Source organism: Actinophytocola sp. NPDC049390, assembly GCF_044466355.1.
Classification (GTDB): domain Bacteria; phylum Actinomycetota; class Actinomycetes; order Mycobacteriales; family Pseudonocardiaceae; genus Actinophytocola.
The window spans coordinates 156,882-175,187 of record NZ_JBITMQ010000010.1 but is presented as its reverse complement, the minus strand read 5'-3'; the positions used below and the strand labels follow the sequence as shown (position 1 = coordinate 175,187).

Here is an 18,306-nt window from a genome sequence, read left to right as displayed (position 1 = left end):
ATTACCGGCCGGACGTGCCGTAGTCGACGGGGCCGTCCTCACCGTTCGCGGCCGGTGCGTTCTCGAGGTTCACGCCCCGGTCGGGACCCGCGAGACTGACGAGCGTCGCGGTGCCACCGACGGCGAGCGCGATGCCCCCGACGACGGCGACCAGTGCTGCGATGAACTTGCTCACGGAGAGACTCCTCGCCTTCGGTTTCGGATGAATCTACCGGCCGGTATCGCTTGCCACAACAGGCATCCGGCCACCAAAAGCACCGCGACGACATCAGCCGCGACCACCGGCGCGGCGGGCACGGAGCCGGGTGGCGCCGCGATCGGGCCCGGCACGCGGTACAGGTCGAGCCACCGCCCCCGGCGCACCGGTTCGAGGCTCGCGGGCAGGTCGAGCGCGCCGGGCGTGCCGTGTTCGACGAGCACCCACCCGATCCCGAGCGCCGCGAGCCCGGTGCCGTCCCGCAACGCGGTCCGGATCGCGGGGAGACGCGTGTCCTCACCGGGGATCGCTCGCCCGTCGACGTACACGGTGTCGTCGACGACCACGGTGCGTGGCAGCCAGCGCGGCGCGGGGTCCAGCTGCGTGCGATCGTCGTTCCACGCGAAGCGGCGGAACGCGCCGAGCGGCAGGGACAGCACGTCACCGGGACGCTCGTCGCGGGCGAGGATCTCGGCCACCGCCGCCCAGTCCCGTGGGTACTCGACCGTGTCGAGGCGCCCCCATCCGCCCCACGCCAGGTCGGGTGCCATCACGAGCGGCACCAGCGCGGCCACCACCACGACGGTACGCCGCCGTGCCGCCTCGACGGCGAGCGCGAACCCGAGCGCGAGCGGCAACGCCCACCACGCCACCCACTTCTGCGCGTCCCGCAACAACGCCGCACCCGGCACCTCGCTCACCAGCCAGCGCGTCGCGGCCGCGCCGAACGGCAGGTGCGCGGCCAGTGCGAGCACCAGCCCGGCAGCGCCCAGCCACAGCAGCCGGTTCGCCTCGGGCAGGCGGCGCACGAGCACCGGCCACCCGATCGCGGCGATCGCGACGACCAGCAGGGTCAACACCGGGACGACCGGCACCTCCCGGCTCACCGGGGTGACGTCCGCGTTCCAGAACCCGCCGGTGCCCAGCACGGAAACCACGGTGCCGCCCCAGTTCTCGGCGCGGGCGGCGAACCAGTCCACGGCGTCCGGCGCCGACAGCACCGCACCCGGCCGCAGCACCGACGGCACCCACCACGGCGCGTTCAGCAGCGCCAGCGCGGGCAGCACCCGCCACCCGGCCGTCGCCAGCGCGGTCCCCGCCGCGAGCAGGCCGCCGGTCGGCGTGAGTGCCGCGGGTACCGACCACAACACCAGGCGTGCCACCGACCTCGGCTCGCCACGCCGGTGCGCGAGCCCGGCCGCGGCGAGCCACGGCAGGCACGCGTACGCGAGCAGGTACGGCCAGTGCCCCATGAACAGCCGCTCGGCGACGAACGGTGTCCACGCGTACGCGGTCGCCGCGACCAGCCGTGGGCCGAGAGATTTCGCGGGGACCAGCCGTCCCGCGCCCCACGCCGCCAGCGCGATCGCCGCGAACAGCACGAGCTTCTGCACGACCGAACCGGGCAGCACCCAGCTCAGCATCGCGACGACGGCGTCGGCGGGCACCGAGCGCGGTGGCGTCGTGCCCATGCCGAGCGACTCCGGCAAAAGCGGCTGATCCGGCGTGAACACCATGTCGTGGACCAGGGTGAAGCCCGGGGTGAGGACAGGCGCCAGCACCGCGAGTGCCAATCCGGCGGAGACCGCGGGAAGGACGAACTCCTTGGCGCTCAAGGGTTTCATCGGCATCCCGCCCCGGTTACAGTGCGGGGAAACGACCCTGGAGGAGCGCGATGCCGGTCCAGCAGCGCACCGGGTGGCACGCGCTCGCCGTGACCGCCGGGGTCATGGCGGCCAACGCGTCCGGCTACCTGCTCACCGTGATCGCCGCGCGGGTGCTCGCGCCCGCCGCGTTCGGTGAGCTGAGCGCGCTGCTCGCGGTGCTGCTGGTCGGCGTGGTGCCCGCGATGGGGGTGCAGACCGCGGTGGCGTTGCGGGTCGCCGCACACCCCGGTGAGCCGAACGCACCGTTGGCAGGCCTCGGGTTCGTGGTCGCCGCGGTGGTGGCGGCACTCGCCGGTGTCGCCGTGCCGCTGGTCGCGCACCTGCTGCACGTGCGTGACACCGGCGCGGTGGTGTGGCTCGCGGCGGCGCTCGCGCCGCTCACCCTCAACGGTCTGTGGCAGGGCCTGCTGCAGGGTGCGCAACGGTTCGCGCGGTACGGCGCGTTCGTGAGCGGTGACGCCGTGACGCGCGTCGGGGGCGCGCTCGCCGGTCTCGTCGCGACCGGCACGAGCGGTGGTGCGATGACCGGGGTGGCGCTCGGCGCGACCGTGTCCACGTGCGCGGGCTGGGCCGTGTGCGGCAGGCCGATGCCCGCCTGGTTCAGCGGGCAACGCCTCGGCGAGGCCGTGCACGCCGCGCAGGCCATGCTCGCCGTCGTGGTGCTGATCAACCTCGACCTCGTGCTGGCCCGCCACGTGCTGCCCGCCGCGTCGGGGGAGTACGCGGTCGGTGCCGTGCTCGCCAAGATCGCCTACTGGCTGCCGCACGCCGTCGCCGTGCTGGTGCTGCCGCGGCTCACGGGTGCCGACCGGAAACGCGCGATGGTCGCCGGGCTCGCCGTGTGCGCCGCGCTCGACGGTGTCGTGGTGCTCTCGGCCGTCCTGTTCGGCCCCGAGCTCTTCGTGCTCGTCGGTGGACAGTCGTATGTGGACAGTGTGCTGCCGCTGTGGCCGTTCGCGGTCACCGGGTCGCTGCTGGCGCCCGCGCAGATCCTGCTGTTCGGCCGGATCGCCGACGGCGACCGGCGCGCGACGCTGCTCACGTGGTTCGCGGTCGCGGCCGAGACCGTGCTCGTGCTCGGCTGGCTCAACGACTCGCCCGGGCAGGTCATCGGGGCCGCCGTGGCAGCCACCGGCCTGCTCGTGGCGGCGGGGGTGCTCGTGGAGATCAGGCACGGTCGAACCACCTGACCCGCACCGACACCACGGCCGCGAGCGCCACCAGCACGGCGGCCTGCGCGGCCGTGCCGTACGCCCACTCCTGTCCGTGGCCGAGCAGGCGACCGGTCACGCTGATCGTCGTCGCGCACGCCATCCCGCCGAACGCGACCACCATCGACACCATCCGCCGGTACCTCGGCACGAGGCTGCGCAGGAACAGGACGGCCAGCAGCGCGACGAGTCCCGCCATCCCGCCCAGCAGCACGAGCAGCGCGGCCAGCACCCACGGCACCCACCCGCCCCGGCCGGGTTCGGTGGCCGGTCCGGGACGTCGTCGCCCCGGCACGATCGCGGCGAGGACCACCAGCAGCGCGGCCGCGGCGCCGATGAGCAGCCGGGTCCGGTAGGTGCCGTCCGGGACGAAGTCGAGGACGACCGTCGTCGCGCCCGCTGGCACCAGCCACGCCTGCTGCCAGCCGTCCACCCTGGTGCGTGCCAGGGGCTTGCCGTTCGCGGTCGCCACCCAGCCGTCGTTCGCGTTCTCCCGCACGGCCAGCACCGCGGCGGGCCCGTCGGCCACCCGCAGCTCGCGGTGCACCGCGCCCCACGCCACCGGTGTGACCGCCCGCTCGCGCGGTCGCACGGGCGCCGCGTCCGCGGGGCGCAGCCACACGTCCTGCACGACGAAGTCAGCGGTCCGCGTCGTGCGCAGCTCGTGGTCGCCCGCGCCGAGGTCGAGCCCCTCGGCCAGGTCGTCGCACGTGGTCAGCGGCAGCGCCCGGTGCTCGGTGACGTCCGCGACCGTGCCCGAGACCGCGGTGTCGTACTCCCGCCCGTCGACCACGACGACGGGACCGGCGCCGCACGGCACGCGCACCGGCGTGTCCGGCCGAACCCGAGGGAACGGCGCACCGCGCACCTCGAGCCCGCTGATCCCGGGCGGTCCCATCACCCCGGGCGCGACACGGAGAACGGTGATCTCGAGGCGGTCCGTGCGCCCGGAGAACTCGACCGTGCCGTCCGGCGCGACCGGACGCCGCACGGTGCCCGCCGAGGACGTCAGCTGCACCTCGGCGGGCGTGCTCGCCCCCGATCCGGCCGTGGTCGCCAGCTGCAGGCCACGCACGTGCCGCGGGGTGTCCCAGGCCAGCCGCAGCACCGGCCGCTGGTCGGTCTCGTCGGCGATCCACGTGGTGGCGGGGTCGCCGTCGATCGCGGCGAGCGGTGCGGCACCCGGGTCGCCCGCGAGCTGTGTGGACGCCGAGACGGTCAGTCCGCGCAGGTCCACCGGCGGCACGGCGCCGCTCGCGGGCAGGACCGTCCCGCCGACCTCGTAGGTGGCGCGTGCGGTGGTGGTGAACAGCCTGTGCACGCCTTCGGGTTCCTCACCGAACCGGGTAAGCCCCGCGTCGCACCGCACCGCCTCCGGCTGCCGCAGGCACGCGTACCGGGGCTGCGGTCCCCGGGTGAACGCGTACGTGCCGCGTTGTCCCTCGGCCGGGCGCGCGTCGGCGGGAACCCGCAGCGCGCGCTGTGCCGCCACGCCCGGGATTTCCAGCTCGGCGATGCCCACGTTGCCCGTGTCCCGCCCGGCGGCCATCGCCGCGGCCGTCACCCGCACGGTGCCGGTGAGCCCGGTGGCGACGGGGAACCGCTGCTCCTGCGCCCCGCGCGCGACCTCGTGCTCGACCGTGCCCGCGTCCGTGGTGATCCGCACCCGGGTCACCGGCCAGCCCACGCGGCGGTCGTCCACGACCCGCAGCGTGACCTCGGACAGCACGCGCGGGGTGTCGAGCGTGACCTCCAGCCACTGGCCCGCGGGCTCGCGGTAGGACGAGGACTGCCACGCCGTGTACGGGTCGCCGTCGAGCGCGGCGAACGGCATGGCCGTCAGGTCCGTACCGCGGACGGAGTCGGCGAAGCTCGCGGCACTCGACGCGGTCACCGCGCGGATCCCCTGGTAGGCCGCCACGGTCCGGTGTTCCCGCGAGTCGAACGGCAGCAGGTCCAGCGCCGGCCGGTCCTGCCTCGGACGCTCGTCGGCCGTGAGGGTCTGGCTGAGGTTGTCCCGCATCCGGCCGACGTGGCGTTCCCGGTTCCGCAGCCCGTCGGTGACGTACCAGTCCCGCGCACCCGGGGCGCCGCCGTCCCCGGCGAGCACGGCGGGCCGGTCCGGGTCGAGCAGCCCGGCGTCCAGCAGCGGCAGCAACGACTCCGGGCCGCCGCTCACGGTCGCGAGGTCGTCGGTCGCGACGGCCACCGCCCGCGGCACGTCCCGGTCCACCCGGTACACCTCGAGCGACGGCACCGGGCCGAGCCCGGCGTCCATGGTGCCCGTCAGCCGGATGTCCGGTCCGAACGTGGCGACCCGTTCGATGCCGGGGGAGCGGGCCAGGGCCGCACGCACCACCGCGGCCGGTGGTGCGGTGGTGCCTGCCGAGCCTCGCTGGATGTCGTTGCGCAGCAACAGGAACCGGTGCCCGGAGCGGGCCAGGAAGTCGGCGAGCCCCGGTGCGCCCCGGCCGTCGGCCAGCGCGTCCTCGACGGCGTCCATCAGCCGCGTGTTGCCCTCGGAGCCGAGCGGGATCTGGCTGCGCACCGCCCACGGGGCCTGTGCCAGCGGCTGGAACGGCTCGTCGATCGGCCGTCCCCACGTGTACTCGGCGAACCCGCTCCCCGGCACCATCAGCGTCCGTGCCGTGGCGTCCTGCTTCGCGAGCCACGCGGTCGCCTCGTGCCAGTAGTCCGGGATCGTGTCCCAGCCCGGTCCCGGCCGCAGCGTCAGCAGCCACGCCGGTGCCGCGGCCACGACCACCAGCGCGGTCGCGACGACGAACCGGGGCGCGGACACCGGCGACCTGATCGACCGGGCGGACGCCCTGGCGGGTGCCCACGGCCGCACGGTGATCGCGTGGGTCAGCGCGAGCGCGAGCGGCAGTCGCAGACCCGGCTCGAACTTGTGCACGTTCCGGAACGGCGCGAGCGGCCCGTCCAGCAGCCCGCGCACCACCGCCGACAGAGGGCTGTCCAGCGCACCCACGTACCCGATGGTCAGCAGCACGGCGCCGGTCACCACGCCGAGGGTGAGGAAGAGCCGTTCCGGCAGCCCGGAACGCGCGAGGCCCGCCAGCGCCACCGCCGCCACGAGCCCGGTCGCGAGCATCAGCACCGGGTGGTCGACCAGCAGGAAACCCGACGGCCACCACGACGTGCCGGACACGACGTAGGCCACCCACTGGTTGGTGCCGCGCAACACCTGGAACAGCGACGTCGGCGAGGTGGTGTTGGTGGCCGACTCGACGTAGTCGACGAACGGCAGGCTGTACCGGCCCAGGAGCAGGAGCGGCAGCACCCACCACACGACGGCCGCCGCGACCGAGGCGCACCACCACGCCACGAACCGGGCGTGCGCCCACGTCCACACCCTGGTCGCGAGCCACAGGACCGGCAGCACCATCGCCATCAGGACCACGGCGCCGTTGATGCCGCCCATGCACAGCACGGCGACCCCGGACAACGCGGCGGCCCGCCGCGCGCCCAGTTCCTTCACGCGTACCAACGGGAGCAGGACCCACGGCAGCATCACCGCCGCGATCGCCTCGGCGGACACCGGGCCGATCTCGGTCAGCATCCTCGGCGCGAGCGCGTACGCGACCGCGCCGACGTGCCGCGCCGGTTCCGAGCCGATCGGCAGCGCCCGCGCCAGCAGCAGCGCACCGGTGTAGGCCAAGCCCAGCAGCAGCGCGCACCACAGCCGTTGTGTCACCCACGGCGGCAGCCCGGCCACGTCGCCCGCGACGAAGAACGGCCCCATCGGGAACAGGTAGCCGTACGCCTGGTTCTGCAACTCGCCCGCGCTCGACTCGGGGTTCCACAGGTGCAGCGCCCGGTCGAGGAACGCGAGCGGATCGGTGACGAGGTCCAGCTTGGTGTCGAACGTGGTGCGGCCGGGCAGCTGGAGGAACGACAGGACCGCGAGCGCGGCGACGATCCAGGTGGTCGGGGAGCGGAAAAGCTTGATGTCAGCTCTCCCGGTCTGGCTTGCGGAGCACGTACCGCGCCGACACCCAGTGCGTCTCCGGTTCCCGCACGGTCGTGCTGTCCACCACGACCCCGCCGTGCGCCTCGACGACCGCGCACAGCCACGCGGGCGGCACCGGCGTCATCAGCATGGGCGCCGGGTAGCCGAGCACCACGCGCTGCGCCACGCGGACCAGACGCGCGGGCGCGACCCGCCACACCATCCCCTTGAACGTCCACAGAGGACGGACGGTGCACTGCACGAGCGCGATCGCACCGGGTGCCAGCACGCGCACGAACTCGGCGAGGTAGTCCGCGACGACGCGTTTCGGCAGGTGCTGCAACACCAGTTCGGAGAAGACGAGGTCGAAGCTGCCGCTGGGGAACACGTGCAGGTCGGGCGCGTCGTTCAGCACGAACCGGCACCGCCCGTCGCTGCGGTCCAGCGCCCGGGCCGTCGCCAGCATCGGTGCCGAGACGTCCACGCCCACCACCTCGTCGGCGTGTTCGGCGAGCGCCTGCGACAACCGGCCCGCGCCACACCCGAAGTCGAGCACCCGCTCCCAGGTCGTCGGCAGCCCGAGGTCCGCGAGCCACGCACGGGCCCGGTCCACGTCGCGCCTGCCCAGCGCGAGGAACTCGTCGACCTCCCACCGGCCGCCGCGTTTGTCCGCGGCCACGCTCACCGCCCACAGGGGGTCGCGTGCGCCGAGGGTCGTCCAGTCCCGGCGTACCTGCTCGAAGTCCACTCGGCTCTCCAGTGGCAGTTGTGGGCGCGACCATAGCCGGGAAACCGTTGGCACTGGTCACAGAAGGTTTTGTGCGTGGGAACAACGAGCGGCGGGCTAGTCTCGCCCGCATGCTCCGCCGGCCACCGGTCGTGCTCGGCACGCTGCTCGTGCTCGCCACCGCGCTGTGGATCGGCTACCCGCACATCTCCTTCTCCTCCGCCGACTGCACGAGGACGCTGCGCGTCACGGCCACGCCCGAGATCGTCCCCGTGATCGAGGCGGCGGCCGACCGCATGGGCGACGCGTGCGCCCGTGTCGTGGTGCGGGCCGAGGAGTCCGCCACCACCGGCGCGGTGCTCGCCGAGGCGCGCGCCGACCAGCCCGACGTGTGGGTGCCCGAGTCGACCGTGTGGTTGCAGCGCACACAGGCGGAGCGGGCGTGGGAGCTGCCGGTCGGTGGCACGTCGGTGGCCACGTCGCCGGTCGTGCTGGGGGTGACCCGGCAGGCGGCGGACCGGCTCGGCACGCCGCTGACGTGGGCACGTGTCCTCGGCTCGGACGTGCGTGCCGGTCTCCCCGACCCGGTCGGTGACCCGGTGGGGTTGTCGGCGCTGCTCGGCGCACGTGCGCTGCCCGACGCGACGAAGGTGCTGCGCGGGCTGTCCCAGCACACGGAGAAGCGGGCGGCCGACCTGTTCGACCGGTTGACGGGCCCGTCGCCGCTGGCCGCGTTCCCGTTGTCGGAACACGACTTCCGCACCCACACCGGGGTCCCGCTGGTCGCGGTCGCACCGGACCGGCCGGTGCCGTCGCTGGACTACCCGTACGCGGTGATGCCCCGCTCGGGGGAACGCGCGCTGGCGCAGCGGCTGCTGGCCACGCTTCTGGACGGCTCGTCGTCGGTGCTCGCCGCGCACCACCTGCGGCCGCCGAGCCGGGTCGTCCCGGTGCCGGACACGGACGTCAGCGACGAGCTGCTGAACCAGTGGGCGGCGATCAACCTGTCCGGGCGGCTGAGCATCCTGATGGACGTGTCGGGGTCGATGGCCCAGTCGGTGCCCGGCACCGGGCTGGACCGGATGGGCGTGACACTGGCCGCGACCGAGGCGGGCTTCGGCCTGCTGAAGCCGACCACCGAGATCGGGCTGACGCTGTTCTCCACGCGTCTCGACGGGGACCGTGACCATCGTGAGTTGCTGCCCATGCGTTCGGTCGCCGCGCACCGGGCGGCGGGGTCGCTGGAGCGGCTGCGTGCGGTGCGCGCGATCCCCGACGGTGCGACCGGTTTGTACGACAGCGTCGCGGCGGTGTACGCGAGGGCGCGGGCGGAGTGGGAGCCCGGACGGTTGAACGTGGTCGTGGTGCTGACCGACGGGCGCAACGAGGACGGTGACGGGATCGATCTGCCGACGCTGCTCGCGCGGCTCGGCCCGCTCCAGGACGCGCGTCGGCCGTTGCCGTTGATCGCGATCGGTATCGGGCCGGACGCGTCGTTGGCCGAGTTGACGACGATGGCTTCGGCGACCGGTGGGCGTGCGTTCGTTGCTCCTGATCCGACTGCTTTGTCCGGGATCTTTTACACGGCGTTGAGCGGCATGCTGTGCCAGCCGCCTTTGTGCGAACCGTGACTCTGGGGGTCGCCGGGTGGGTTTCCCTCCGGGGGCCTCGCCGGACGGGCTGATCTCGGGGAGGGGCTCACGATTCGGGCTCGGGGTTCTTTGGCATGGAGGGCAGGCAGGCCGTCTTTGTGGGCTGGCGCCCGGCTTTCTGTGGTGGCCGGGTGCTGAAGGGGTCCTTCGGTGCGGCGGTCTGGCGCTTTCGGGGGTGGGTCAGTCCTCGAACCACTCCGGGCGGGTGGTGGCGCCGGGGTCCAGGCGGGTGAGGATGCGTTCGTAGGCGGTTCGCAGTTGTTCCAGTTGTGCGGGTTCCAGTGCGTCCACGATCAGCTCCCGCACCGTTGTCACGTGGCCCGGTGCCGCCTGCTCCACCAGTGCCATGCCCTCTTCCGTCAGCGCCGCCCGGGTGGCGCGGCGGTCCTCCGGGTCCGGTTCGCGGCGTACCAGGCCCCGCCCCTCCAACCGTTTGACCACGTTGGACAGCCGGGACAGCGAGGCACTGGTCAGCTGTGCGAGGCGGCTCATCCGCAGTGTGTGGCCCGGTACCTCGGACAGCATCGACAGCACGTGGTACTCGAAGAAGCCCACCCCCGCGTCCCGCTCCAGCTGCGTGTCCAGGGTCGCGGGCAGTCTCGTGAGCACGCGCACCATGTCCAGCCAGGCCAGGCGTTGGTCCGGGGTCAGCCAGCGGACGTCTGAGGGCGGGGTCACACTCCCAACTTACTTGACGCTTGAAGTATTCGCATCTATCTTAAGTTCAAGGTTGAAGTAAATGAGAGGAGCTTCGAGATGCGTATCGCGATCATCGGTGTGGGGAACGTCGGTGGGGGCCTCGCCGCGGCGGCCAAGACTGCCGGGCACGACGTGACCGTCACCGCACGGAACGCCGACAACGTCGCCAAGGTCGCCGAGCACACCGGCGCCACCGCGGCGGCCACGGTCGCCGACGCCGCCCAGAACGCCGACGTGGTGGTTCTCGCGGTGCCCGCGGGTGCGGCGGACGACGTGCTGGGGCAGCTCGGCGACACCACCGCGGTCGTCGTCGACGCGACCAACCCGCTCAACGACACCTTCAGCGACCTCACCACGACCGACGCCAGCCACGCCGAGCGGCTCGCCGCCGCCAAGCCCGGCGTCAAGCTGGTCAAGGCCTTCAACACGGTCTTCGCCTCGCGGCTCGGCAACGCGACCGAGGGGGAGCGGGCCCTGGACGGCTTCTACGCCGGTGACGACGACGCCGCCAAGGAGACCGTCGCGAGCCTGCTGACCTCGCTGGGTTTCCGGCCCGTCGACGCGGGCAGCCTGCGCATGGCCCGCTCGCTCGAGGAGCTGGCCTTCCTGAACATCAGCCTCAACGCCCGCAACGGCTGGTCCTGGCAGAGCGGTTGGCAGCTCGCCGGGCCGACCGCCTGAAAGGACCGATCATGAGCGTCGCACCGGTTCGGCTCAACCACGCGGTGCTGTTCGTCGCGGACCTCGACCGTGCCGTGCGCTTCTACACCGAGGTGTTCGGCATGGCGGTGGTCTCGCGTGAAGCGGAGCTGGGCGCGGTGTTCCTGCGCTCGCCACGCTCCGGCAACCACCACGACCTCGGACTGTTCGGCGTCGAGCAGGCAGGGCCCCGGCAGCGCGGGGTGGGGCTCTACCACCTCGCGTGGCAGCTGGACACCATCGACGAACTCGCGGACTTCCGGCAGCGGCTGGTCGACGCGGGCGCCCGCACCGGCGAGTCCAGCCACGGCGCCACCAAGAGCGTCTACGGCGTGGACCCCGACGGCAACGAGTTCGAGATCATGTGGATGCTCCCCCGGGACGAGTGGGGCGCCTACGCCGACGCCTCCATCGTGGCGCCGCTCGACCTCGACGCCGAGATCGCCCGGTGGTCGGGTGTGCGCACCGCCGGACGGATGGTCACCGCCGCCTGACACGGCGTTCCCGGCGGACACCAACGGGTCCACTACTTCGGGTGATGACCTTGTTCACACCCCCGCGATAACCTCGAAACCGCAGGTCAGGTGCGGGGAGGACACGTGGTGGTGGAGTTCGCCGTGCTCGGCGAGGTCCGCGTCCGGGTCGGGGGCGAGGACCTCGACGTCGGGCCCGCGCGCCAGCGGTCCGTGCTCGCCGTGTTGCTCGTCGAGGCCGGCCGGACCGTGACCGCCGACCAGCTCGTCGACCGGGTGTGGGGTGAGCGGGCGCCCGTGCGGGCCCGGCACGCGCTCTACAGCTACCTGTGCCGCCTGCGTGCCGCGCTCGCCGACGTCGCCGGGTGCGGCATCGACCGCCGCGGCGGCGGGTACGTGCTGCGTGTCGACGCCGACACGGTCGACCTGCACCTGTTCCGCGACCTGCTCGACAAGGCGCGGGCGGCGGACGGAGGGCAGGCGCTCGCGCTGTACGACCGGGCGCTCGGGCTGTGGCGCGGTGAGCCGTTCGCCGAGCTGGACAGCCCGTGGCTGGCGTCCGTGCGCGACCGGGTGACCGAGGAGCGGTTCACCGCCGAGGTCCAGCGGCACGAGGTGGCCCTCGACCTCGGGATGCACGCCGAGCTGCTGGCCGAGCTGGCCACCGCGACCGAGGCGCGCCCGTTCGACGAACGGCTCGCGGGCCAGCACGTGCTCGCGCTCCACCGCTGCGGGCGGCGGGCCGAGGCGCTCACGCGGTACCGCCAGTTCCGCGCCCGGCTCGTCGCCGAGATCGGGGTCGAGCCAGGGGAGCCGCTGCAGCGCCTGCACCAGCGGATGCTCGCCGAGCAGGTACCGCAGCCCACGACTGCCGTGCGCATCCCCCCGCCGCGTCAGCTACCCGCCGCGTCCCCGTGGTTCGTCCCGCGCACCCGTGAGCTGGGCCTGCTCGACGACGCGCTCGCGGGCGTGGTCGTCGTGACCGGCGCCGGCGGCACGGGCAAGACGTCGCTCGCGCTGGGCTGGGCGCACCGCCAGGACGACCGTTTCCCGGACGGCCAGCTGTACGTGGACCTCCGCGGCTTCGACCCGGTCGGCAGGCCGCTGTGCCCCAGCGCCGCCCTGCACGGTCTCCTGGAGGCGCTCGGGGTGCCGCCCGATCAGGTCCCCGCGGGCCGGGAGGCGCGGGCCGCGCGCTACCGCGGACTGCTGGCGGGCAAACGGGTGCTGGTGGTGCTGGACAACGCCTACGACGCCGACCAGGTGCGGCCGCTCCTGCCCGGCGACCCGCGCTGCCTCACGCTGGTCACCAGCCGCGACCGGCTCGCCGACCTGGTCGCCCGCGAAGGCGCCGTACCGGTCCCGCTGGCCGTGCTCGACGAGGACGAGGCCGTGTCGCTGCTCGAACGGCGGCTCGGACACGGCCGGGTGGCCGACGAACCGGACGCCGTCACCGCGCTCGTCGCGCACTCCGCCCGGCTCCCGCTGGCACTGGCCGTGGTGGCGGGCCGTGCGGTGAGCAACCCGGCGTTCCCGCTGCGTGCGCTGGCCGCCGAGCTGCGCGACGAGTGCACCCGGCTGGACGCGCTGGAGGCGGACGGTACGTCGGCGGGCGTGCGCACGGTGTTCTCCTGGTCGTACCGCACGCTGAGCGCGGACGCGGCCCGCCTGTTCCGGCTGCTGGGCACCCACCCCGGCCCCGACGCGGACCGGTTCGCCATCGCCTCCCTCGCCGGTGTCGAGGTGCCGCAGGCCCGTGCGCTGCTGAGCGAGCTGACCAGGACACACCTGGTGGACGAGCACCGCCCCGGCCGCTTCCGCTCGCACGACCTGCTCCGCGCGTACGCCGCCGAGCTGGCCGAGGCGACCGACAGCGCGGAGGACCGGCGCGCGGCACTGCGCCGCTGTCTCGACTTCTACCTGCACACGGGGTTCGCGGCGGAACGACACCTCGCGCCGCACTGGCCGCCGATCACGCTCGACCCGCCGCAGGACCACGTCGCCCGGTTCCCCGTCACCGACTACCGCGAGGCCGTCACGTGGTTCACCGCCGAGCACCACACGCTGCTGGCCGCGACGGAGGAGGCCGCCCGCGCCCGCATGGACGTGCACGCCTGGCAGCTGCCGTGGGTGCTCAGCACGTACCTGAGCAGGCACGGACACTGGGGGCACCGCGCCGACACCCAGCGCACGGCGCTCGCGGCCGCCGACCGGCTCGGCGACGACGCCGCCCGCGCCACCGGCCACCACCTGCTCGGCAGGGCGGAGGTCCTGCGCGGCAACCAGCGTGAGGCGCTCGACCACCTGCACCGCGCGCTCGGCCACTACGCGCACGCGGGCGACACCACCGGCATGGCCGTCACGCACTTCTCCCTCAGCGAGGCCCACGGCACCCGCCGGCACCACGCGAAGGCACTGCTGCATGCGCGCAAGGCGCTGCGGTTGTTCCGGGGCGCGGGCGACCGGGTCTGGGAGGCGTTCACACTGACCGCGATCGGCCTCTGCCACGCCGAGGCGGGCGAGTACGTGCAGGCGCTCGCGCACTGCGCCGAGGCGCGACCGCTGCTGGACCGGTTCGGTGACCGGGACGGCATCGCCCACAACCTGCACTGCCTCGGGCGGGCGCACCACGCGCTTGGCCAGCACACCGAGGCCGCCGCGTGCCACCGGGACGCGCTCGCGCTGTTCCGCGAGCTGGGCAGCGTTTATCTGGAGGCGAAGTGCCTCGACCACCTCGGGGACGCACTGCAGGCCGCGGGTGAGCGCCATGCGGCCTTCGACGCGTGGCGGCGGGCGGTTGAGGTGCTCGAACGGCTGACCCACCCGGACGCACTCGAGATCGAGGCGAAGCTTCTTGGTGCGGTGGTGCCTGGGTAGGTCGGGTTTGTCTTGTGGTGGGTGGTGTCCTCGCCGGACGGGCCTCCTCGCCGGAGGGGCTGATCTCGGGAAGGGGGCCTTCCGATTTGGGCTTGTTGTGGTTTGGCATGGATGGGTGGCCTGCCCTCCCGTCGACCGGGCTTCGCCAGGTCGACGGGAGGGCAGGCAGGCCGTCTTTGTGGGCTTGCGCCCGGCTTGTGCGCGGGGTGGGGCCCGCTTCGCGGGCGGTTCAGTGCCTTGAAGCGGGCCTGATCACCGAAAAGGGAGATCCTTGCTCATATGCGGGCGTGAAGTTCCCAAAGTGACGATCATGGTCCGGCCACCTTGTGGTTCGGCGGGGGCAATGCCCTGAAAGACGCTTTCGGGACACTCAACGTCTCGTACGCGGCTTTCGTGGCGGTGAAGCCCGGATCCGCCGGATGATCGGGCTCGGCCGTGTGCGACCGGGGGCCCCGGTCAGAAGAAGCTCGAACCGCCGAAGGCGCGCACGCCGTCGTGGACGAGGCTCGCCGCCGGACGGGCCGTGGGTGTCGAAGCACATCCTGCCGGGCCAGCAGGCGGCTCGTGTTGCGCGTGCCGGTCTCGCGGCTCGCCAGGGTGAGCGCCGATCCACTTTGGACGGCCGCGCGGTGCAGCAGCCCCTTCGCCGACGGCATGGCGAGCAGTGTGGAGGTCTTCGCGCCGCCACCGGACTGGCCGAACACCATGACCCGGTTCGGATCACCCCCGAACGCGGCGATGTTCCGGTTCACCCACCGCAGGGCGGCGACGGCGTCGAGCATGCCGTTGACCCGCTGGAGAAGCCGCCGCCGTGGAAGGACACCAGGACCGGCCTGCGCGCACCGTCGGGGCGGGGCGTCCACACGTTGAGGACGAGACAGTCCTCGCTCTGCCCGCCGGGCTGGTCGAGCCACCCGATCAGTCGCGTGTAGTCGAGCCGCGCGCCGGGAATCGGCTGCGGGGCGATGTGACCGTGTTCCGTCGCGTCCCGGACTCCGCGCCACGGCGCGGGCTCCGCAGGCGGCCGGAACCGTTCGGCGTGCCCGTACGGGATGCCGAGGAAGGCGCTGACCCCGGACGTGCGGGTGCCGCGCACCCACCCCGCCGACGTCTCGACCAGGTCGTCCCGGCGCCGTGCGGGCGCGGCCGTGGCGGGTGTGGCCAGGAGCGTGGCGGCGCCGAGCGTCGAGGTGGCCGCGAGCAGCCCGCGGCGGGTGATGGTGCGGGGGAGGTCTGCGGTCATGGGGCCATTGTTGGGCTGACAGACGGCTCCCGTAACGGCCGCGGCGCAAGACCGGCGATTTCACCGATAGGGCGTTAGTTGAGGAATCAATCAGTGTGGGTGGGTGTTGGACCAGGCGTGAAGAACATCGGATTCCTCTCCTTCGGGCACTGGTCGGACAGCCCGCACTCGCGGACCAGGACGGCGTCGGACGCGTTGCTGCAGGCCGTCGACCTGGCGGTGGCCGCCGAGGAGCTGGGTGCCGACGGCGCCTGGTTCCGGGTGCACCACTTCGCCAGGCAGCTGGCCTCGCCGTTCCCGCTGCTCGCCGCGATCGGCGCCAGGACCGAACGCATCGAGATCGGCACCGGCGTGATCGACATGCGGTACGAGAACCCGATGTACATGGCCGAGGACGCGGGCGCCGCCGACCTCATCGCGGGCGGCAGGCTGCAGCTCGGCATCTCCCGCGGCTCACCCGAGCAGGTGATCGACGGGTGGCGCTACTTCGGTTACCAGCCCAGTGAGGGCGACACCGACGCCGACATGGCGCGCAAGCACGCCGAGGTGGTCCTGAAAGTGCTGGAGGGCAAGGGCTTCGCCCAGCCCAACCCGCGCCCGATGTTCCCCAACCCGCCTGGCCTCCTGCGCGTCGAACCGCACTCGCCGGGCCTGCGCGAGCGGATCTGGTGGGGCGCGGGCTCCAACGCGACCGCCGTCTGGGCCGCCGAGCAGGGCATGCACCTGATGAGCTCGACGCTGAAGAACGACGAGGGCGGTGCGCCGTTCCACGTGCAGCAGGCCGAGCAGATCCGCGCCTACCGCAAGGCGTGGGCCGAGGCCGGGTGGCAGCGCGAGCCACGTGTGTCGATCTCACGCAGCGTCTTCGCGCTCACCACCGACCTCGACCGCGCGTACTTCGGTGCCGACGGCGAGAGCCGTGACCAGGTCGGCCTCATCGACGCGAACACGCGGGCGATCTTCGGCCGCTCCTACGCCGCCGAGCCGGACGTGCTCGTGACGCAGCTGGCCGAGGACGAGGCGATCGCCGAGGCGGACACGCTGCTGTTCACCGTGCCCAACCAACTCGGCGTCGACTACAACGCGCACCTGCTTGAGGACATCCTCACGCACGTCGCCCCCGCCCTCGGCTGGCGCTGACCTACTGGCAGCAGATGTTGTAGCCGCGTGCCATCCAGAACGAGGTCGGGATCGGGTTGCTCAGCGTCGGGTCGCCGACGCTGGGCGCCGCCAGCTCCCTGCGGCCGGGGCGCATCTCGACGTGCGTGTGCGCGGCGCTCGCGCCCCGGGCCGCCTCGGTCGCGATCCGCTGGCCCCTGCTCACCGACTGACCGACGCGGAGCCCGTCGAGCGGGTTGGTGTGCAGGTAGATGACGGTCCGGTCGAGGCGCGCGTTGTAGATGGACAGTGTGGACAGTCCGCCGCCGCCCTCGTTCTTGTAGATCACGGTGCCCGACAGCAGCGAGTACACCGAGGAGCCGGAACCACGCGCGAAGTCGATGCCCTCGTGACGGCCCGAGGTGTTCAGGTAGCCGTCGAAGTAGGCGGTGATGCCGCCGGTGTTGCTGTGGTACACGCCGTACTCGAGGCGCTGGTTGTCACCCTGCCCGACGACGTGGCCCGCGTTCTCGTTCTTCAGTCCGGCCCGCAGGTTGCCCTTGGTGCCGGCGACGAACGAGTCGATGGCACCGGACCAGCCGCTCTTGTAGAAGACCGTCACCGGCACCGACTTGCGGTTCCACACCGAGGCCGCGTTGTTCTTCACGCACTGGCCGCGGCCGTTGCCGGAGCCGACGAACTTCACGCAGTCCGCGCCGGTGCCGTAGTTCTTGACCGAACCGGTGAAGTCCACAAGGGACCCCTGGTTGTCACTGTTGTAGTAGAGGCAGACCTCGCCGGACTCGCACACGCCGTTCCGCGCCGCGGCCTGTGCCGACGGCGGGGACACGATCGTCGCGGCGAGCAACGCGACACCAAACCCGGCTAACGCAATCTTCTTCCGCAATGGACCACTCCTCGACCCTCGCGCGCACGATGCGCCATCGATGTGACAGTCACGTTAGTGATGTCACGCGGGTTGGGGAATGAATTCGAGGAGAAAATTCGCCGTCACGACGGCCAGCGGCGGAACTGGTACTCGTCGAGCCGTTCGGTCAGCTGGGTCAGCGTGACCGGGTCGGCGGGCGGGTAGGTCGCGGCGGCCACCTTGTCCAGCATCCGCCAGCAGACGCGGCGTTGCGGCCACGTGGTCTCCAACAGCCAGCGGCGCAGCACGTAGAGCCGCAGGAGCACCCGCAGCGCCGGCTCTTCGAGCGCGGTGTCGTGCAGTGACGCGGCACCGAGCGCGGCGGACGTGAACGAGGGAAGTTCGGCGGTCAGCGCGTTGCGGGCGGTCCGCGCGTGCTGGTAGGCCTCCTTCGCCGAGCGGCGCGGCGGGGCCATCCGCAACGCCGTGCAGACGAGACCGATCGCCGAGGGCGCCAGGTCACGTGACGGCGCCGCGGTCGCGGTGGCCGAGATGGCCGAGACGGCGAGGGCGACCGCGCCGATCAGGCCCGCGTGCTCCTCGGGGGCGGCGCGCAGTTCGTCGACGCGCGCGAGGGCGGCGTCCTGGTCGAGGTCGGGCTCGGTGACGTCCGGCAGGTCCAGCATCGCCAGCAGTTCCGGGCGCGGGTCGAAGACCGGCTCGACGTCGTGCACGGCGGTCGCGACGTGGTCGAGCAGCGCGTCGTGGTCGACGGGTTCGTCGGCCACGATCTTGCGCAGCAACGGCAGGATCGGCCCGCCGCCGCCCGCACGCCCGTCGGCAGCGACCTCCCTCGGCACGACCGGCGCGGGCCGCGACTGGTCGAGCCGCGTCCACCTCGGGTCCGGCGACGAGTAGCTCATGGC

Annotated in this window: 13 protein-coding genes and 1 pseudogene; 6 read left to right on the top strand and 8 right to left on the bottom strand. The window is 73.0% G+C overall.

Annotated features, from left to right (window positions below; translation table 11 throughout):
• Nucleotide 1 precedes the first annotated feature (1 nt).
• Together ACIBVP_RS26990 and ACIBVP_RS26985 are read right to left on the bottom strand one after the other, a co-directional pair.
• Nucleotides 2-175, bottom strand: a complete 174-nt coding sequence (locus tag ACIBVP_RS26990; RefSeq protein WP_396109135.1) for a hypothetical protein — start codon at nucleotides 173-175, stop codon at nucleotides 2-4.
• Complete coding sequence (locus tag ACIBVP_RS26985; RefSeq protein WP_396109134.1) at nucleotides 172-1,821, bottom strand: hypothetical protein; 1,650 nt, start codon at nucleotides 1,819-1,821, stop codon at nucleotides 172-174. The genes ACIBVP_RS26990 and ACIBVP_RS26985 overlap by 4 nt, the downstream gene beginning before the upstream one ends.
• 50 nt (nucleotides 1,822-1,871) lie before the next feature.
• Here ACIBVP_RS26985 and ACIBVP_RS26980 point away from each other — a divergent pair, with 50 nt between their 5' ends.
• Nucleotides 1,872-3,053, top strand: coding sequence for a lipopolysaccharide biosynthesis protein (locus ACIBVP_RS26980; RefSeq protein WP_396109133.1), 1,182 nt, complete (start codon nucleotides 1,872-1,874; stop codon nucleotides 3,051-3,053).
• On the opposite strand, the gene ACIBVP_RS26975 is transcribed toward ACIBVP_RS26980, so the two are convergent.
• Together ACIBVP_RS26975 and ACIBVP_RS26970 are read right to left on the bottom strand one after the other, a co-directional pair.
• Entirely contained in the window at nucleotides 3,031-7,014 is a 3,984-nt protein-coding gene (locus ACIBVP_RS26975; RefSeq protein ID WP_396109311.1) for an alpha-(1->3)-arabinofuranosyltransferase family protein, read from the bottom strand. The genes ACIBVP_RS26980 and ACIBVP_RS26975 overlap by 23 nt on opposite strands.
• 31 nt (nucleotides 7,015-7,045) lie before the next feature.
• Nucleotides 7,046-7,792: a class I SAM-dependent methyltransferase gene (locus ACIBVP_RS26970; RefSeq protein ID WP_396109132.1), complete on the bottom strand. Its 747-nt coding sequence runs from the start codon at nucleotides 7,790-7,792 to the stop codon at nucleotides 7,046-7,048.
• A 110-nt stretch (nucleotides 7,793-7,902) separates the two neighbouring features.
• On the opposite strand from ACIBVP_RS26970, the gene ACIBVP_RS26965 reads away from it, so the two are divergent.
• Nucleotides 7,903-9,402, top strand: coding sequence for a substrate-binding domain-containing protein (locus ACIBVP_RS26965; RefSeq protein WP_396109131.1), 1,500 nt, complete (start codon nucleotides 7,903-7,905; stop codon nucleotides 9,400-9,402).
• A 201-nt stretch (nucleotides 9,403-9,603) separates the two neighbouring features.
• Here the strand turns inward: ACIBVP_RS26965 and ACIBVP_RS26960 are convergent, their stop codons facing one another.
• Complete coding sequence (locus tag ACIBVP_RS26960) at nucleotides 9,604-10,101, bottom strand: MarR family winged helix-turn-helix transcriptional regulator (protein ID WP_396109130.1); 498 nt, start codon at nucleotides 10,099-10,101, stop codon at nucleotides 9,604-9,606.
• 78 nt (nucleotides 10,102-10,179) lie between these two features.
• Between ACIBVP_RS26960 and ACIBVP_RS26955 the strand changes: the two genes are divergently transcribed.
• The 3 genes from ACIBVP_RS26955 (at nucleotide 10,180) to ACIBVP_RS26945 (ending at nucleotide 14,171) form a co-directional block, all read left to right on the top strand.
• Nucleotides 10,180-10,803, top strand: a complete 624-nt coding sequence (locus ACIBVP_RS26955) for an NADPH-dependent F420 reductase (RefSeq protein ID WP_396109129.1) — start codon at nucleotides 10,180-10,182, stop codon at nucleotides 10,801-10,803.
• Between the two features lie 11 nt (nucleotides 10,804-10,814).
• Entirely contained in the window at nucleotides 10,815-11,315 is a 501-nt protein-coding gene (locus ACIBVP_RS26950) for a VOC family protein (RefSeq protein ID WP_396109128.1), read from the top strand.
• 105 nt (nucleotides 11,316-11,420) lie between these two features.
• The gene (locus ACIBVP_RS26945) at nucleotides 11,421-14,171 is read left to right on the top strand and encodes a BTAD domain-containing putative transcriptional regulator (RefSeq protein WP_396109127.1); all 2,751 of its coding nucleotides are present in this window, start codon (nucleotides 11,421-11,423) and stop codon (nucleotides 14,169-14,171) included.
• A gap of 308 nt (nucleotides 14,172-14,479) precedes the next feature.
• Here ACIBVP_RS26945 and ACIBVP_RS26940 read toward each other — a convergent pair.
• A pseudogene (locus tag ACIBVP_RS26940) lies at nucleotides 14,480-15,414 on the bottom strand (carboxylesterase family protein).
• Between the two features lie 117 nt (nucleotides 15,415-15,531).
• Here ACIBVP_RS26940 and ACIBVP_RS26935 point away from each other — a divergent pair.
• Nucleotides 15,532-16,554, top strand: a complete 1,023-nt coding sequence (locus tag ACIBVP_RS26935) for an LLM class flavin-dependent oxidoreductase (protein WP_396109126.1) — start codon at nucleotides 15,532-15,534, stop codon at nucleotides 16,552-16,554.
• 1 nt (nucleotide 16,555) lies between these two features.
• On the opposite strand, the gene ACIBVP_RS26930 is transcribed toward ACIBVP_RS26935, so the two are convergent.
• Nucleotides 16,556-17,419 (bottom strand): peptidase inhibitor family I36 protein, encoded by an 864-nt coding sequence (locus ACIBVP_RS26930; RefSeq protein WP_396109125.1) that lies wholly within the window; start codon nucleotides 17,417-17,419, stop codon nucleotides 16,556-16,558.
• Nucleotides 17,420-17,523: 104 nt separating this feature from the next.
• Entirely contained in the window at nucleotides 17,524-18,303 is a 780-nt protein-coding gene (locus tag ACIBVP_RS26925; RefSeq protein ID WP_396109124.1) for a hypothetical protein, read from the bottom strand.
• Nucleotides 18,304-18,306 lie beyond the last annotated feature (3 nt).

Bases quoted from the DNA above. Each gene is read 5' to 3' on its own strand.
- ACIBVP_RS26925 (WP_396109124.1), bottom strand. From the start codon at position 18,303: ATGAGCTACTCGTCGCCGGACCCGAGGTGGACGCGGCTCGACCAGTCG.
- ACIBVP_RS26980 (WP_396109133.1), top strand. From the start codon at position 1,872: ATGCCGGTCCAGCAGCGCACCGGGTGGCACGCGCTCGCCGTGACCGCC.
- ACIBVP_RS26955 (WP_396109129.1), top strand. From the start codon at position 10,180: ATGCGTATCGCGATCATCGGTGTGGGGAACGTCGGTGGGGGCCTCGCC.
- ACIBVP_RS26950 (WP_396109128.1), top strand. From the start codon at position 10,815: ATGAGCGTCGCACCGGTTCGGCTCAACCACGCGGTGCTGTTCGTCGCG.
- ACIBVP_RS26965 (WP_396109131.1), top strand. From the start codon at position 7,903: ATGCTCCGCCGGCCACCGGTCGTGCTCGGCACGCTGCTCGTGCTCGCC.
- ACIBVP_RS26985 (WP_396109134.1), bottom strand. From the start codon at position 1,821: ATGAAACCCTTGAGCGCCAAGGAGTTCGTCCTTCCCGCGGTCTCCGCC.